At 39.7% G+C, this 17,112-nt stretch carries 18 protein-coding genes; 3 read left to right on the forward strand and 15 right to left on the reverse strand.

Annotated elements, in window-relative coordinates; genetic code table 11:
• Window positions 1–4: 4 nt before the first annotated feature.
• Window positions 5–196, reverse strand: coding sequence for a zinc-finger domain-containing protein (locus MKY84_RS08880; protein ID WP_342528875.1), 192 nt, complete (start codon window positions 194–196; stop codon window positions 5–7).
• A 66-nt stretch (window positions 197–262) separates the two neighbouring features.
• Between MKY84_RS08880 and MKY84_RS08885 the strand changes: the two genes are divergently transcribed.
• Window positions 263–646 carry a ribonuclease HI family protein gene (locus MKY84_RS08885; protein ID WP_342525633.1) on the forward strand — a complete coding sequence of 128 codons (384 nt, stop codon included), beginning with the start codon at window positions 263–265 and terminating at the stop codon, window positions 644–646.
• A gap of 86 nt (window positions 647–732) precedes the next feature.
• Here MKY84_RS08885 and MKY84_RS08890 read toward each other — a convergent pair whose 3' ends face one another.
• The 4 genes from MKY84_RS08890 to MKY84_RS08905 form a co-directional block, all read right to left on the reverse strand.
• Complete coding sequence (locus tag MKY84_RS08890; protein ID WP_342525635.1) at window positions 733–933, reverse strand: cold-shock protein; 201 nt, start codon at window positions 931–933, stop codon at window positions 733–735.
• A gap of 152 nt (window positions 934–1,085) precedes the next feature.
• Window positions 1,086–1,895 carry a type II pantothenate kinase gene (gene coaW / locus MKY84_RS08895; RefSeq protein WP_342525637.1) on the reverse strand — a complete coding sequence of 270 codons (810 nt, stop codon included), beginning with the start codon at window positions 1,893–1,895 and terminating at the stop codon, window positions 1,086–1,088.
• Between the two features lies 1 nt (window position 1,896).
• The gene (locus tag MKY84_RS08900) at window positions 1,897–3,420 is read right to left on the reverse strand and encodes an amidohydrolase (protein ID WP_342525639.1); all 1,524 of its coding nucleotides are present in this window, start codon (window positions 3,418–3,420) and stop codon (window positions 1,897–1,899) included.
• The gene (locus tag MKY84_RS08905) at window positions 3,401–3,856 is read right to left on the reverse strand and encodes an OsmC family protein (RefSeq protein WP_342525640.1); all 456 of its coding nucleotides are present in this window, start codon (window positions 3,854–3,856) and stop codon (window positions 3,401–3,403) included. Before MKY84_RS08905 ends, MKY84_RS08900 begins: the two co-directional genes overlap by 20 nt.
• A 58-nt stretch (window positions 3,857–3,914) precedes the next feature.
• Between MKY84_RS08905 and MKY84_RS08910 the strand changes: the two genes are divergently transcribed.
• Window positions 3,915–4,298 (forward strand): hypothetical protein, encoded by a 384-nt coding sequence (locus MKY84_RS08910; protein WP_342525641.1) that lies wholly within the window; start codon window positions 3,915–3,917, stop codon window positions 4,296–4,298.
• An 11-nt stretch (window positions 4,299–4,309) separates the two neighbouring features.
• On the opposite strand, the gene MKY84_RS08915 is transcribed toward MKY84_RS08910, so the two are convergent.
• From MKY84_RS08915 to MKY84_RS08950, 8 genes are all read right to left on the reverse strand, one after another.
• Window positions 4,310–5,017, reverse strand: a complete 708-nt coding sequence (locus MKY84_RS08915; protein WP_342528876.1) for an ABC transporter ATP-binding protein — start codon at window positions 5,015–5,017, stop codon at window positions 4,310–4,312.
• 2 nt (window positions 5,018–5,019) lie between these two features.
• Window positions 5,020–5,799 (reverse strand): ABC transporter ATP-binding protein, encoded by a 780-nt coding sequence (locus MKY84_RS08920; protein ID WP_342525642.1) that lies wholly within the window; start codon window positions 5,797–5,799, stop codon window positions 5,020–5,022.
• Window positions 5,777–6,739 carry a branched-chain amino acid ABC transporter permease gene (locus MKY84_RS08925; protein WP_342525643.1) on the reverse strand — a complete coding sequence of 321 codons (963 nt, stop codon included), beginning with the start codon at window positions 6,737–6,739 and terminating at the stop codon, window positions 5,777–5,779. The genes MKY84_RS08920 and MKY84_RS08925 overlap by 23 nt, the downstream gene beginning before the upstream one ends.
• 9 nt (window positions 6,740–6,748) lie before the next feature.
• Window positions 6,749–7,624, reverse strand: a complete 876-nt coding sequence (locus MKY84_RS08930; protein WP_342525644.1) for a branched-chain amino acid ABC transporter permease — start codon at window positions 7,622–7,624, stop codon at window positions 6,749–6,751.
• A gap of 72 nt (window positions 7,625–7,696) precedes the next feature.
• Entirely contained in the window at window positions 7,697–8,878 is a 1,182-nt protein-coding gene (locus MKY84_RS08935; protein ID WP_342525646.1) for an ABC transporter substrate-binding protein, read from the reverse strand.
• A 173-nt stretch (window positions 8,879–9,051) separates the two neighbouring features.
• Window positions 9,052–10,512, reverse strand: a complete 1,461-nt coding sequence (locus MKY84_RS08940; protein WP_342525647.1) for a DHA2 family efflux MFS transporter permease subunit — start codon at window positions 10,510–10,512, stop codon at window positions 9,052–9,054.
• Window positions 10,513–10,625: 113 nt separating this feature from the next.
• On the reverse strand, window positions 10,626–12,698 hold the full coding sequence (locus MKY84_RS08945) for an RNA degradosome polyphosphate kinase (protein WP_342525649.1): 2,073 nt from the start codon (window positions 12,696–12,698) through the stop codon (window positions 10,626–10,628).
• A complete protein-coding gene (locus MKY84_RS08950) occupies window positions 12,695–14,239 on the reverse strand; it encodes a Ppx/GppA family phosphatase (RefSeq protein WP_342525650.1) in 1,545 nt (514 codons plus the stop codon). Before MKY84_RS08950 ends, MKY84_RS08945 begins: the two co-directional genes overlap by 4 nt.
• A 121-nt stretch (window positions 14,240–14,360) precedes the next feature.
• On the opposite strand from MKY84_RS08950, the gene MKY84_RS08955 reads away from it, so the two are divergent.
• Window positions 14,361–15,635, forward strand: coding sequence for an MFS transporter (locus MKY84_RS08955; RefSeq protein WP_342525653.1), 1,275 nt, complete (start codon window positions 14,361–14,363; stop codon window positions 15,633–15,635).
• Between the two features lie 340 nt (window positions 15,636–15,975).
• Here the strand turns inward: MKY84_RS08955 and MKY84_RS08960 are convergent, their stop codons facing one another.
• Entirely contained in the window at window positions 15,976–16,869 is an 894-nt protein-coding gene (locus tag MKY84_RS08960; RefSeq protein WP_342525655.1) for a manganese catalase family protein, read from the reverse strand.
• Between the two features lie 2 nt (window positions 16,870–16,871).
• Window positions 16,872–17,102 carry a DUF2642 domain-containing protein gene (locus tag MKY84_RS08965; protein ID WP_342525657.1) on the reverse strand — a complete coding sequence of 77 codons (231 nt, stop codon included), beginning with the start codon at window positions 17,100–17,102 and terminating at the stop codon, window positions 16,872–16,874.
• Window positions 17,103–17,112 lie beyond the last annotated feature (10 nt).

Genomic DNA, 17,112 nt, shown 5'->3' on the forward strand with positions numbered 1-17,112 from the left:
TTTTTTATGATTTCTGAAACAACTTTTCACCGGTTTGTTTTAATTCTTTTCCCACCGAGCAGCCATTGATACAAAACTGATGCGCAGCAGTTTTTCCCTTACGCGCTCGTAAATCATGTTTAATTGGACAACCATCACAGTAAACTTCAAGTAAACGGTTGATTTCATTAGTTACTTGTTGTGTTAGCACGTTTATCCCACCTTATCTATTGTAGTAGTATAATCGTTTTTGGAACGTTGTTGCAAGGAAAGGAATTAGAATATGATTGAACTGTATACAGATGCAGCCACCAGAGGTAATCCTGGCGAAAGTGCAATCGGTGTTTATTGGAAGGGCAATGGCGAGGTTGGCATGTATGCCACGAAGATAGGTAGCTACTCAAACCATGAAGCTGAATTTATCGCTTTACGAGATGGGATTCAACAAATCCTCTCACTTAAACCAGATATTCTTTCTATACGCGTCGATTCAAAAATAGTCTATGATGCTGTAGATCGAGGTTTTGTTAAAAACCCTGTATTTAAAGTGTATTTAGCCGAAATCGAATCTTTATTAGCTCCTATCCCTATGTACTTTATCAAATGGATCCCAGAGAAAGAAAATAAGGCCGCTCATCGGTTAGCAACTGATAAATTGAGAGAGTGAATAACGTTGTAACCAATACTACCTTTATGAATTATATAAAAGCATAAAAAAAAGGCCTCCGAGGAGGCCTTTTTGAAGGTTTGAAATTAAGCTTTGTTTACGTTAGTAGCTTGTAGGCCACGTTGACCTTGCTCGATTTCGAAAGTTACGTCTTGACCTTCGTCAAGAGTTTTGAAACCTTCGCCTTGAATAGCTGAGAAGTGAACGAATACGTCGTCTCCGCCTTCGCGTTCGATGAATCCGAATCCTTTTTCTGAGTTAAACCATTTTACTTTACCTTGTTCCATGTGTGTATCCTCCTCGTGTACTATGTGTACACTTTTGTTACTATCCTTGCTCAACACTGTTAAGTAAAAGTGTTGCCACTTACTAACGCTCCGAAGCAAAAATAATTCTATTACAATATACCATGAGCTGGGAGAGAATGCAAATAGTTTGGTTAAATTGTTAACAAAGCACCAATCGCACCACTAAAGCCATGTTGTGGTAAAAACAGTGGGTTTTTGTCCTTCAAAATTGTATAGGAGGCAATAACTTTTTGTAGCATTTCATTATTTTCAAGTGTTGTGCCAATGTAGATAATATCTGTGCAATTCTTTGTATCTGCGGCTTGAATGGAGAGTGAAGAAATGACCTCTCCTATCATCCCTTGGATACCCGCCAAATAATCATCTGAGGAATTAGCATTTGCATCAGCGGTCAGAAGAGCTCCAAAGTTGCTTGCCGTTAACGAGCCCTTAATAGGTAATTCATTATGCTGATAAATATCTTCCACTCGCACATCAATCCACTTTCTTGATCCTTGCTCACTCTTAGCTACAATTTCCGAAAAATCATCAGTGCCAATCAAAACTTTACTTAATCCGAGTAAAGTTCCACCCCCAATTCCCGTTCCTGCTAAACGTTCGTGGAAATTACCGTTCAAGTAATGGATAGAAGTTCCCGTCCCAATGTTCGTGATAATGGTCTCTTGGGTTTGTAACTCACTTTTTTTCAATTGATACATAACACCTTGAATGGTGGCATCAAATTCAACTACATATTGATAGTTCTCAGAGCCTAAGAAATGTTCAAGTTGTTTGGCTCGTCCTCCAGTCATACAAATTTTAGGATTCTCGAACCGAGTGATGATCCACTCTTTTACTAAATCAAATCGTGCTGACGGGAAATACGTAGTAACAATTTCCTCATCTTGCCAATAAGCCAACTTGACAAGGGTACCTCCAGCATCTATACCTATTGAAGACATGTTACAATTCCTTTCTATAAACCGTTTCCCCATTCACGATTGTTTGTTCAACTGTAAGATGGATAATCGAGTCTTTCGTAATTTCTTCTGATAAAATCGTAAAGTCTGCCACAAAGCCTGGACTAATCTTACCGAAACGATTTTGTTGTCCTGCAATCTTCGCCGCTCCAGTTGTGTACAGTTGGATTGCTTCAAAAGGGGTCAACTCTTGCTCAGGTAAATAGGGATTATTAATGGCAGCTTGAATTCCTAGTAAAGGATCAGCAGTCTCAATTGGAGCATCTGAGCCACCTGCTAGTCCTATCCCTCTCTCTAAAAGCGTCTTCCATGCGTATGCATAGTCCAGTCTTTCTTGTCCTAGACGGTCCTTTACCCAGGGAAAATCAGAAGGTACAAACATTGGTTGGATGTCACACATAACATTCAAATTAGCTATTCGCTCAACTAGTTCTTTTGATAACACGTTTACGTGAATCAATCGGTCCACCACGCCTTCAGTTGGCGGATAGTTCTCTAGAAGTTCCACTATCTGTTCCGTAGCACGGTCTCCAATCACATGGACAGCGATACCCGCTTGGTGATTTCTTGCCAGTTTAACCATCTCAATTAAGGCCTCTTTTGTATGTATCGCTACCCCTTCAAGTTCTGGCTCATCTGAATAAGGAGAAGACAGCCAAGCAGTATGCCCTCCTAATGATCCATCCATAAATAGCTTCATACAGCCAAAGGATAGGAAGTCATCACCTGTCTCATGAACCATTTCTTGAAAAACAAGATGATGACGTAACAGATGGGCTCGGAAACTACTTCCTAATGCCAGTCGATAGGCACTTAGCGGATTCGTATAAGCTCCATAGTATGCCATGTCTTCCGTATGCCCACCTGTCAAACCAAGACTATGTAAATCACGTATACTTGCCTGAATAATAGTGGCTAAGTCTTCCACCGAAAGTTCAGGAATGGCTTTTACAACAAGTTGCTGCGCCTCATCATAAAATAACCCGTTTAGTTCACCCGTTTGAGAATCACGGCCAATTACTCCTCCCTGCATTTCTTCAATCGATGAAGAAACACCGGCAATTTCAAGTGCTTTTGTGTTCGCTACAAGCACGTGGCGACATACTCTTTTTAACATGACCGGTGTATCAGGAAATATCATATCTAAATCCGCTCTTGTTGGAGGTCGATTATCCATCAGAATATTGTCGTTCCAGCCCTCCAGTACAATCCAACCTGATACTGGTGTTGCAGAGGCAACTATTTCTAAAATTTCACGGATAGACCTGCAAGTCGACAAGTCAGCGGATAAAATCTTTTGACCATGACCTATTAAGTGCATATGACTATCTATAAACCCTGGATATATCACGTTTCCTTGCATCGATAGTTGTTCGTCTGCGAGCGCTTTCAATTCTTCAAAAGTACCTGTAGCTTGGATAACTCCGTTGTCTAGTAAGACAGCTTCAACCGAATGATGCTCTTGCTCCATAGTGATGAATGTACCATTATATAGGAGAGTTTTCATGATGTTCCTCCTGAAATGTCGGATGAACCATAATTTTTACGGACCCTTTAAGTGCATTACTAATCATACACCGTTCATCCGCTTTATGGACTAACCGCTCAAGTATTTTTTTCTTTTCATGAGGATAATTTAGGATTGTAGGATAGTGATGCAGTTCACTAACGCGATAAATCCCATCCTCAACTTCTACTACTAATTCTGAACGTAATTCAATATCTGCATGAGCAATTTGACTTCTTTCAAACATTGCGCCTAACGTCATTATATAACATCCTGCAGCAGAGCTTAATAAGAGTTCGTCAGGGTTTGTGCCTCTCCCTGGTCCGTCTAGTGCTGCTGGAATAGAAAATTCTAATTGATGGTCAGCTATAACTACTTTGCCGACTGTATTACGGTGATGATCCCAAGTAAGAGACTGGTGAAAAGTATGTCGCATCCATTTACATCCTTTCTTTTTTATTAGTATACTTGAATTCAGAAAGCGAGGAAATGAAATGACTGCTAACTACAAAATTCTCGGTGTGATTGTTATGTCGATCACTCTGTTTTTATTACTATTGGGGACGGGTATAATTCTTGATCAAGAATTAACGACTTCCAATATGGTCACTATGGTTGCGTATGGTTTGGCTGCCGGATTGTTTGCAGGTGCACTTGCTTATTTAAATTTAAAAATAGGACTTCTACTATTTTTAGTAGGTTTGTTAATTGGCTTTATCGAGATGTTCCGAAGCTTTTTGTTCGCTTCAGGTGAATTTGCAGACTTAGCAGGCTTATTGTCCTTATTTATGTTTACAGCTTTTGGACTTATCATCGGCTTGATTGTTGAAGGTATACGATTCTTAATGAACAAGCGAAAACCGCCCACAAATCTGTGAGCGGTTTTTGTTTAGTGTCCACCTAAATAGGCTTTACGAATTTCTTCAGAAGAATGCAGCTCTTCGGCCGAACCTGATAATACAACTCGACCTGTTTCAATGACGTAGCCTCTGTTAGCGATTGATAACGCCATGTGTGCATTTTGTTCAACCAGTAAGATAGTAGTTCCTTCTGCATTGATATCTTTAATGACTTGGAAAATCGTCTTAACCATCAAAGGTGCAAGACCCATCGAAGGTTCATCGAGCAACAATAGTTTAGGTTTCGCCATTATTGCACGACCCATAGCTAGCATTTGCTGTTCTCCACCTGAAAGTGTGCCTGAAAGTTGTTTTCTGCGTTCCAATAATCTTGGAAATGTTTCGAAAACCTTCTGCATATCTTCTGCAATCCCTTTTTTATCTTTTCTTAAAAAGGCTCCCAGCTCTAGATTTTCCTCAACAGTGAGATTAGCAAAAACGCGTCTACCCTCAGGAACATGCGAAATTCCTGTTTTCACAATCCCTTGCGCAGCTTTTCCTGCAATTGAAGAGCCCAGAAATTCAATGGAGCCTGATTTAGGTTTTAAGAGACCAGACAATGTTTTAAGCAGCGTACTCTTCCCTGCTCCATTGGCGCCAATTAGCGAGACGATTTCGCCTTCGTTTACTGTCACTGAAACATCTTTCAGCGCTTGTATATTGCCATAAAATACATCTATATTTTTCACTTCCAGCATCGTCATTCCGTTACCTCCTCACCCAAATACGCTTCAATTACTTTCGGGTCATTTCGAATGACTTCCGGAGGTCCTTCAGCAAGTAATTGTCCATGATCCAGCACATAAATACGTTCACAAACTCCCATTACAAGATTCATATCATGCTCTATAAGTAAAATTGTCAGATCAAACTTAGTTCGGATGAAAGCGATTAACTCCATTAAGTCGTGAGTTTCTTGTGGATTCATCCCTGCAGCAGGCTCATCAAGTAAGAGAAGCTTAGGGTTGGCAGCTAGTGCTCGAGCGATTTCTAAACGGCGCTGTTGACCATATGGTAGATTTTTTGCCAGTTCATCTTTATAACGATCTAAGCGGAAGATTTTCAAAAATTCGATAGCATCCTCTTCCATTTTGCGTTCACCTGCAAAATGTGATGGCAAGCGAAGAATAGATGCCAACATGGAATGAGTAGCTAAAGCGTGATAGGCCACTTTCACATTGTCTAAAACAGTCATATCACGGAATAAACGAATGTTTTGAAATGTTCGGCTCATCCCTGATTGCGTGACTTTGTAAGGTGCTACACCGTTAATTCGCTTCCCTTGAAAGAACACGTCTCCTTCAGTTGGAACATAGACGCCCGTCAAAAGATTGAAACTTGTCGTCTTCCCCGCTCCGTTGGGCCCAATCAGCCCGACTAATTCACCAGGATAAAGAACAACATTTAAGTTTTGAACAGCTTTTAATCCACCAAATTGAATTCCAGCCTGCTTAACCTCAAGTAGTGGTGTCTTTTCCATTGCCTTTACCTCCTTTTGAAGTCCAGCCTCTGAAATAATCTGTGATTTCCTTCGTACCCATCAGACCTTGTGGACGGTACAACATAACAATGATTAGTACTAAGCTGTAGATGATCATCCGAGTTTCTGGATAGTTTTGCAAGAATGTTGAGACGAGTGTGAGGAAAATCGCTGAAATAACAGCACCCGATAGGCTACCTAAACCACCTAAAACAACAAGTATTAAAATATCAACAGACTTCAAGAAACCAAATTGTGATGGTAATACAATATAGAAATTGTGTGCAAACAATGCACCTGCAACCCCAGCAAAGAATGAGCCAATGACAAAGGCAACTACCTTATAATAGGTTGTATTAATTCCCATCGCATCTGATGCAATTTCATCTTCGCGGATGGATATGGCCGCAATACCATGACGCGACCGTGTAAAGTTTACGATGACAAGAATAGTGATTAACATGAAGAAAAATGTGTAAGTCCAGTTTGTCATTTTGCCGACTTGCATACCTGCCGCTCCACCAACATAGTCAATGTTCAGGAAGATAATACGAATAATTTCAGCAAATCCTAATGTTGCTATGGCTAAGTAATCTCCGCGTAGACGAAGACTAGGTATCCCTACAATCAGTCCAGCTAATGCCGCAACTAATCCCCCTACCAAGATAGCCACAATAAAAGGCAACTCTAGTTTCATTGTAACGATGGCAGAAAGATATGCGCCTACCGCCATGAAACCTGCATGACCAATCGAAAATTGCCCTGTAACACCAATAACCAGATGTAAACTAACCGCAAGGATAATATTGATTGAAATAAAGATCAAATTATTTATTTCATAGTTTCCTATCATGCCACTTAGGATTAGTCCCTGTACAACCGCATAAAAAACAAGAGCAGCAATTAAAAGTGGCCAAAACGCACGTGAATGTTTTTTCATTTTGTCCACCTACACTTTCTCTCTTGAATTTTTCCCGAAAATCCCTGAAGGACGGAAAATTAAAATGACAATTAAAATAACAAATGCAGCTGCATCGCGCCATAAAGACAATCCAATGGCACTAACAAATGTTTCAACCAAACCTAAAATCAAACCACCGACCATGGCTCCTGGAATAATACCAATGCCACCTAACACAGCCGCAACAAATGCTTTTAAACCAGGAATGACGCCCATTAATGGATCGATTTTAGTGTAGTAAAGTCCAAAGATTACTCCAGCAGCTCCTGCTAGGGCAGAACCAATCGCAAAAGTTGCAGAAATTGTATTATCTACGTTAATTCCCATTAATTTTGCTGCCTCTGTATCATGAGAAACAGCTCTCATAGCTTTACCTGTTTTTGTTTTATGAACGATGAATTGAAGTAACAACATTAGCACGACTGAAACCGATAATATCAGCAACGCTTTGATATCAATTGTTGCTCCAAACAAAGATACTGATTGTCTTCCAAACACATCTGGATAAGCTTCTGGTTGTGCTCCGCGAATGAATATAAAGCCATATTCAATTAATAAAGACACACCAATTGCCGTTATGAGTGCAGCTATACGCGTAGCATTTCGAAGACGTTTATAAGCAATACGTTCAATAAGAACTCCGATGACTGCTGTGATTGCCATGGAAAAGATTAGGGCAACAAAAAAGTTCATTTGAAAGATTGTAATAGCATAAAAACCAATAAAGGCACCTAACATGAACACGTCACCATGAGCGAAGTTTATCAATTTGATAATCCCGTAGACCATCGTGTAGCCCAATGCTATCAGCGCATAGATACTTCCCACTGATATACCATTCATAATTTGCTGAATGATCTCCATTTCGACAACCCCCTTATATGTAATGCCAAAAGAAAAAGGGGGGAACTTTTCTCCCCCCTAATAACACACCCCTTAAGGGTTGACTTTCGTATTAAAGACTTGAACTCCGTCAACGAATTCTAAGATTGTAGCTGATTTAATTGGGTGGTGGTTTTCATCAACTGAGTAAGAGCCTGTAACTAATTCAAGAGCATCAGTTGATGCAAGTGCATCCTTGATTTTCTCTCCATCAAGTTCTCCAGCACGCTCAATTGCATCTTTTAATAGGTATACTGTATCGTAGCCTAGGGCGTTGAATGAATTTGGTTGTTTGCCATACTTTTCTTCAAATTTATCAGCAAACTCTTTTGCTTTTCCTTCTGGATCTTCAGCAGAGTAGTGATTGATGATATAAGAATTATTTAAAGCATCTGCCCCTGCAAGTTCTACAAGTGTTGGTGAATCCCATCCATCAGCACCCATAAGAGGAACATCAATTCCTAATTCACGTGCTTGTTTTACAATTAGACCAACTTCTTCATAATAACCAGGGATGAAAACGAACTCTGCATCAGCAGAAGCAAGTCGCGTCAATGTAGAACGGAAGTCTGTATCTTTTGCTACATAAGATTCTTGAGCAACGATTGTACCGCCAGCAGCTTCAAAGTCTTCAATGAAGGAAGCGGCTAAGCCTTTTGCATAGTCTGATGAATTATCTGCGTATACTGCTGCCGTTTTCACGCCAAGTTCATTTGCCGCAAAGTTAGCAGCTACTGTCCCTTGGAATGGATCGATAAATGATGTACGGAATGCATATTCGTTAACAGAACCATCTTCAGCTACAGTTACTGTTGGGCTAGTACCTGATGGTGTGATTAGAGGTGTCTCTGCATCTCCTGCCACTTGTACTTGTGCAACTGTATTACCAGATGTAGCTGCACCAATAATAGCTACTACATTGTCTTGATCTGTTAATTTAATAGCAGCATTTGTTGCTTCAGCCGCATCGGATTTATTGTCAACTTTAGTTAACTCAATCTCTTTACCGTCAACCCCGCCATCAGCATTAATTTCTTCAATAGCCATCTCAATTCCCTCAAGTTCTGATGAACCGTAAGAAGCAACTGGACCTGATAATTCTAGGTTGGCACCAATTTTAATTGTGTCAGCGTCTGCTGATGAGCCACCTTCTGTATCTCCACAGGCTGCAAGAGTAGCTAATACCATAGTCGAAGCAAGAAACAGTGAAGCAAATTTTGATTTTTTCAAATTCATGACCCCCAATTTTTGTTTGTTGAATTGTCTCTCTATTTCTACAATTCACAACTGTTTTACTTATTTGAACAACTTCATTGTAATTCATGAATTTTCATTCGTCTACATAATTTTTTTATTTTATTAGAAAATTTAATGAATATATCAGTATATATAACAAAAAGCGCGAGGTTTTATATAGCCTCGCGCTTTGGAACTACTCTTTTGATGAAAAAGCTTAATAGTAATGCGACCATAGTTACAATAGCTGCAATTAAAAATGAATAGGTGATGCCTTCCAACATCCCTTGTCTAGTCAATTGAGACATGAATTGGGATTGTCCTAATGAATCTAAGGGGAAGTCTCCTGCATGCTTCGCACTTTCCACTTGATCATTAATCCAGTTTGTCATTCTAGCATTCATGATTGTTAGAAAAATCGCCGAGCCTATTGCTCCAGATACTTGCTGCAATGTATTATTCATTGCCGTTCCATGTGGATAAAGATGAGTGCTCAGTTGATTTAATCCATTTGTCATGACGGGCATAGTAATCATAGAAAATCCGAACATACGCATAGTATAGAGAAACATGATGGATTCATAACTTGTTTCCATGGTCAGCCCGCTTAGAGCAAACGTAGTCGCAGCTGATATAGACAATCCGATGATTGCTAACCACTTTGCGCCAAATGAATCAAACAATCTACCCGTAATGGGAGACATGACCGCCATCACGAGCGCTCCTGGGAGCATAAGTAAACCAGAATCTAAAGGACTGAAGCCTCTTATCGTCTGGACGTAAAGAGGCGTTAAAATCATGCCTGAAAACATCGCTGCCGAAAGTACAATGGAAATAGCAGAGGCGAGAGCAAACATCGGATATTTATAGATTCTAAATTCTAATAGTGGCTGGTCAAGCTTCAGTTGTCTCAACACAAACCACAGAAGTCCAATTGTTCCCACCCCAAGAGTAAGTAAAACAATCCAAGAAGTCCATCCTTCATCTCCGGCTACGCTGAATCCATAAAGCAGTCCACCAAAGCCAAAGCTTGAAAGAACTAATGAAAATTTATCAAGGGTCACTTCTCGTTGAGGAGTGATATTTTTCAATTTAAAAATGGCCAATAACAATGGCAATAAAGCAAATGGTAAGATCATTGCAAATAATACACGCCAGCTATAGTTTTCTACAATAAAACCAGAGAGTGTTGGTCCTATAGCAGGTGCCATAATCATCACTAGACCAAATAGTCCCATGGCTGTTCCTCTTCGTTCTATCGGGAATGCAATGAGCATCACGTTCATAAGTAGAGGCATCATAATTGCAGAGCCACTTGCCTGGATCATCCTTCCTGCTACAAGTGTCCAAAAGCCTGGTGCTACAAAGGCTAGCAAAGTTCCAAGTGTAAATAGACTCATCGCTGTAATGAAGAGTGAGCGATTTGTAAACTTTTGAATGAAGTAAGCAGAAGCAGGGATTAAAATACCATTAACAAGCATATAGGCAGTTGTGAGCCATTGCACTTGTGAAGGTGTTACATCGAATTCCACCATAATAGTAGGAAGTGCAACATTTAATAGAGTGTTATTTAGAAAAGCCACAAATGCACCAATGAACAGAATAGCAATCATGCCATATGGAGGTTTTTTCATCGTTATTCCTTCTTTCATTTATCCATTCCTACATCGTACAATAATTTATTTAGGAAAACAAACTATTTGTAAGGCGAAATAAATAAGAAAACCAACCCCTTGTTGAGGGTTGGTCAGTCATTTGTATGCGTTGCATTTTTAGCTGAGAGCATGAATTGGTGTTGTGCATGTAATTTTACATCGGATTTTTTGTAAGAGTATTCACCTTTTTCGTTTTGAACACGAGCCTTGACCGTATCTTGTAACTCTAATTCTAAAATGCTGACAATCCGCTTTTTGATACTCGGCGAGAGAATCGGGAAAAGAATTTCTACTCGTTTGATCATATTGCGTGTCATCATATCTGCTGAAGACAAGTACAGTTTTGAAGCGCCATTCCGGTGGAAGTAATAAATTCGGGAATGCTCTAAAAAGCGACCGACTATACTGACTACTTTTATCGTTTCGCTGATGCCTTTGATTCCTGGGCGCAAACAGCAGATGCCTCTTACCACCAAATCAATTTTCACACCGGCTTGCGAAGCTACATATAGTTTTTCTATAAGATCTTTATCCGTGAGGGAATTCATTTTTAATTTAATATGCCCATTCCCAAATGTTTTGTGAAACTCAATTTCTTCATCAATTAATTCTACAAAACGGTCTTTAATTTCAAATGGTGAAACGACAAGTTTTTGGTAATCTGGTTTGTCCATATAGCCACTTAAATAATTAAAGAATTTAGTGGCATCTGCCCCGATTTTTTTGTTGGTAGTAATGATACTCATGTCTGTATAGACTTTTGCTGTCTGATCATTGTAATTCCCAGTTCCTAGATGAACAAATTGTTCGACCTTTCCTTGTTTTTGTCGAATAATCAGTGTGATCTTAGAATGTGTTTTCAAATTGTGCATGCCATAAATAACTAAGCAGCCTGCTTTCTCTAACTCTTTTGCCCAAATCACATTGTTCTCTTCGTCGAATCTTGCTTTCAGTTCTACCAGTACTGTTACTTGTTTGCCATTTTCAGCTGCTCGTTTAAGTGCCTTGATGACTGGCGAGTTTCCACTAACCCGGTAAAGTGTCTGCTTAATAGCTAATACATGTGGATCATCTGCTGCTTTTTCAACAAAATCCACGATTGATTGAAACGACTCGTAAGGATGGTAGAAAAAAAGATCTTGTGTGAGTGCTTTTATAAACACGTCCTCTTCCCTTTTTAAGTCGAGGGGTTGTTGTGGCATAAATACCGGATAGCTTAAATTTGGATAGGCTGACTCGAAAAACTTCGTGAATGAAAACAAAAATGTGACATCAAGTGGTCCATTAATTTTGTACACGTCGCCTTCTGTAATTTCCAATTCATCTAACAAATAGTGGAGTACTTTTTGTTTGATTTCACTAACCTTTACTTCTAAACGACTGACGGCCCCCCACTTTCGTTTCTTCAGTTCTTTTTCAATTTCAATTAAAAGATCGCGTGCGCCTTCTTCATGGATCGTTAAGTCAGCATTTCTAGTGATTCGGAATGGATTGGCGTGTTTGACAGTAAATCCCGTAAACAATTTTGGTAAATTTCCAATAATTACTTCTTCTAAAAGTACGATAGTATGCTTATCCTTCTGAGTCTCTACAACTATAAAACGTTTCAATACAGACGGAACTTGCACAATAGCAATTTTCAAGGCATCCTCTTCACTTGCATCCTCAATCATTGCCAAAATATTCATGGTTTTGCTAAGTAGTATAGGAAAAGGTCGGTAAGCATCTACTGCTACAGGTGTAATGACTGGATAAATTTCTTCATCGAATTGTAAATCCACTATCTTCTTCTGTTCAGGAGATAGCTTACTATAACTCATAACATGTATGCCTGCTTTTGGCAGCTCGTTGTCAATCAAATCGCGAAAGACTTTCATTTGACGCGCAACTAGCATTTGAGTTTTTTCAGCGATAGCATCTAATTGTTGTTGAGGGGTCAATCCCGATTTTGATTCTTTATTCGTAAAGCCGACTCGAACTTGGTCCTGCAGCCCCGCCACACGAACCATAAAAAATTCATCCAAGTTTGAACTAAAAATAGCTAAAAATTTTAAGCGTTCAAATAATGGGTTTTGCTGATCTTCTGCCTCTTCTAATACCCTTTCATTAAAAGCAAGCCAGCTAAGCTCTCGGTTATTGAAGTGGGCGTAAGTAAAATTTGTCATTCAGTAACCTCCGATAGAAAGTGAACTCGTACACTTCTATTAATTAACTTCTCAATATGCTTTTTCATCTTATCTGCTTGGTAGGATTCTAAAATAGTGGAGCCTCTTGAATGAAGTGTAAGTTGGATTTCGTCATCTTCAGTCGACATGTCTGCATCATGGACACTAGAATGTTTTGTAGTTTGTAGCGAATGGACAAATCGAAGCAAGGCTCCTGCCTCTCTGCATTCTTCGATTTCTTGCATAGTTAGAATTCCTTGATAGGGCTGAATATATTGTTGGAATGTCTGTTTATTTTTATAAGAAGACAGAAGCGCCAATTTTAATTTTTGTTTATGTGTGAACCCATCTAATGTACTGTTCGTCAATAAATAAAACGTATGTTGACTCGCAGACTCTAAATCTACTTGTTTTCCAAAATGGAAGAGTTGATAAGCATACGTTAGCATTTCAAAATCATCTGACCATTCTTGAATCCAGCCGGCTTCTGAAAATTGTCCGTGTAATTTATGAAATGTGTCGATAAGCTCCGTATCTTCATTCACTTCAATAGCGAATTTGCCATGTATGTGACGGATCGCACTGGAAGCCACTTCATCGAGGAAAAAAGTATGCTCATTCGTTTCTTCTAATTGTTCAATGATAATTCCTTCACGTAACCCCTTGCGGCTATGCATGAATACAGTAGAGTTTGCTTGTTCTAATAAGGTTTCAAACGTAATGATAGCTCCATCTATAACATCTGCTCGGTCAGATGAAAGACCATCAATTTTTTTCCGCTCTGTGAAGGAGGTCTTTTTCAAAAGATGATCGATGGAACGCATATCGTCTAACGTCATCTCATATTGGTGTGTTCCGGATAAAGGATAGTTTTTTCTATTTTGGTCGATTTGAACAATATTTCGAGCACTACCCCCTATAGAAATAACCGGTAAACCTTTTTCTTGATTGCCTATCCAAGGTTGCTCTTTAAACTGCGCTTCAACAAACGCCTTGATTGCTTTTCGTTCTTGAAGAGTAGGAATATCGCTAGAAATGAATTTCTTTTTTAAGGTGACCACACCAAATGGAAAGCTATAAGACTCTACTAATTGTTTATTTCGATAGAGTGTGACTTCCGTGCTTCCTCCACCCATGTCGACTGTAAAACCATCTTTCACATTCGTGGTTAATACGACGGCCAAATATCCGTAATAGGCTTCTTGTTTAGTAGACAGCACATCAATCGACATACCCGTCTTGTCGAGTACTTCTTTCAAAATCTCTTGTTGATTCTTTGCTTGTCGAATCGCTGCGGTTGCTGCGACTACAGGTTGAGAAATAGAAAGATCTTTCAAAAAGAGTTTGAAGTTCTGTAATGTTTCTATTAGTCGCTCAATACCCTCATGCAATAATTCATCTTCATCATTCAAATAGCCGCTTAATCGAGCGACTGTCTTTATATTATGGTGTTCTTCTAAGCCTTTTTCAAAAGAGTAACTATATACTACTAATCGTATAGAGTTTGATCCAATGTCAATGATTGCTCTTAATGCGTCCATGTCGTCACCTACCGTTTCTTTCTATTATACCGAATTGAAAGAAACCTCACGTGAATTTTTCAGAAAATTCACCTGAAATTCATAGCAATACGATACAATGAACAAAAAGGGGAGGGTCTTTGTGAAAAAATATTCAAAAAAAGAGACTAGTTGGGTTATGTATGATTGGGCATCATCTGCGTATTCGCTTATTATTACAACTGCTATTTTTCCAATTTATTTTAAATCTTCAGCAACCGCAGCTGGCGTAGATGGCGCAGACTCCACTGCCTATCTGGGGTATACAATCGCTATTTTCACTACAATATTAGCGCTACTAGGTCCGATTATGGGTACCGTGGCAGATTATGAAGGCTTAAAGAAAAAGTTCTTTGGTGTATTTTTCTCCATCGGCGTTCTATTCACTCTCGTTCTGGCCGTAGTACCGTTTGAGAATTGGCTGATGTTGTTAGTGGTCTATGTTTTTGCTGCACTTGGCGCGACTGGTTCCAATGTTTTTTACGACAGTTTTATTGTCGACGTTACAACTGATGAACGTATGGCAAAAGTCTCAGCCCGGGGTTATGGAATGGGGTATATTGGTAGCTTGTTTCCCTTCATAATTGCTATGGGAATTATCGTAGCCAGCCAGCAAGAACTATTGCCGCTAGCTCCCGACACTGCAAGTAAGATTGCGTTTGTGATCACTGCCGTTTGGTGGGTAATATTCTCGATTCCTATTTTCAAAAATGTGCAACAAGAACACTTTGTTCCTAGAGAGCCTAATCCAATTAAACAAAGCTTCAAAAGATTATTTACGACGTTTAAAGAAATTCGCAAATACCGCGCTGTCTTTTTATTTTTGCTTGCTTATTTCTTCTATATTGATGGCGTTGGGACAATCATTTCCATGTCTACTGCTTACGGTACAGACCTAGGACTGGATTCCACCTCTCTGCTTGGTATACTCTTTTTAACGCAATTGATTGCTGCACCTTTTGCGTTTTTATACGGTCATTTGGCTGGTAAGTTTGGAGAGAAAAACATGCTCTATGTAGGAATCTTTGTTTATACAATCGTTTGTACTTATGCTTATTTCATGGATACTGTAACCGATTTTTTCATTCTTGCTATGTTAGTCGGTACTTCTCAAGGCGGCATTCAAGCACTTAGTCGATCTTACTTCGGAAAGCTTGTTCCTAAGCAAAATTCAAATGAATTTTTCGGATTTTATAACATCTTCGGCCGCTTTGCTGCTATATTAGGACCTCTGCTAGTTGCTGTCACTGCACAAGTTACAGGCAACTCGTCTACAGGCGTGTTTAGCTTAATTGTGTTGTTCATTATTGGATTTATTATTTTACGTTTCGTTCCTGAGCCTGATCAACATGCTCCGGTAGTGGTGGTTAAAGAGTAAAAAAATCAGTAGGTTTTCTAGAAATTCTAGAGGACCTACTGATTTTTACTTTGAGTTGCTTATGTTACGTTACGTTACGGGGCTGCTTTCCGCGGGCGCGTCTATTTTCAACTCATTGGAATCGAGTTGCGAACGTCAGAAAGACGCTCCAAAAGCAGTCGCCCCAACCGAGGCCAAGAGCGCCTCAATTGGAACGCCTGATTTTCTCGGACTTTCTAGCGTGACGTTCTCCACATCTAGATGGGGCCTCACGTTACGACTTTTGATCCCACTGGAGTCAGCCCCTACACTCCACTTTTTATTTCCTAAACTAGATATTTACTTGTTTCAATTTTTTTATTTACAGGTTTTCTAATAAACGCTTGGCTATTTTTTGATAATCTTCAGCAGTTAGCCCTGGTGCAAACTCTTCTGGCAGTTCATCTAGCTCCGGAATTTTGCCACCTTTAGGCGTTCCCGTTTCCACAACTAACGGAGCTCCTGTTAAAGGATGCGTGCCCTTCCAAATTTTCCGGATATCCTCATAGTCCCCCTGATGATTCCATGTGAACAGGACATTCCCGTAGCCCATATCTTCATACTTTCGTGCATTATCGAAAACTCGGTTATCCAGATTTGGTATTGGCAGCAACTTCGTCACATCGACTCCTGTAGCCATTTCCATTGCTTTTGCATAAGCAATGATATGCGTTCCACCTCTTACTAATAAGTATCCGATCATTTCGCGAGCAACAGGATGAGAGGTCATTTCATAAACCCGCATTTTATGGGTTCTTGCCCCACACTCTAGGAAAAAATTATGAAGCAAGTCCAATACAAGGTTACCGCTCGAGAAAACGTAATCTCCTCGCCAAGCGTTACCCATAGAGTCCCCTGCTAGTGAAGTCTGCGCTGTTGCAATAAATTGATGCGTATTTCGAAAGTCTTTACCGTTTTGTAGCGGTGTGACATCAGGATCCCCTTCAAATGATGAAGATTTAGATACGAGATTAACTGTATTGGCGACAAGCTCTACATGGCCTACCTCTTCTGCTGCAATACTTGAAACTAAATCATAAAAGGGTTTTAATTTTCGTTTGGCTCGAAAATTGAAGGATTGATACAGATAATTATTAAGCGTCGACATCTCGCCGAATTTTCCACCTAATAATTCTTGAACCGCAGCTGCGGCATTGGCGTCTCCATACTCTACATGAGGTAAGTCAATCAGCAACCGATTTGTACGTTGAAACATAGTTACTGTCCCTCCGCATGCGAAAACCAAATGATTTCTGCAACTCGTACGATAAAGGTACGTCCTTCTTTAACGACAACGATACAATCATAATGAACCATGGTTAGTTGACCCGTCACCACTCCACGGGACGTCTGAACAGTAATTGGCTGATTCATTAACTCCCGAAGATGTTGCATAACATAGCTCTCGACATTTGCCACATACTGAACTTGAGGTGAAGATTGACTCACATAATCCCTC

This window comes from Chryseomicrobium sp. FSL W7-1435, from assembly GCF_038595005.1.
Taxonomy (GTDB): domain Bacteria; phylum Bacillota; class Bacilli; order Bacillales_A; family Planococcaceae; genus Chryseomicrobium.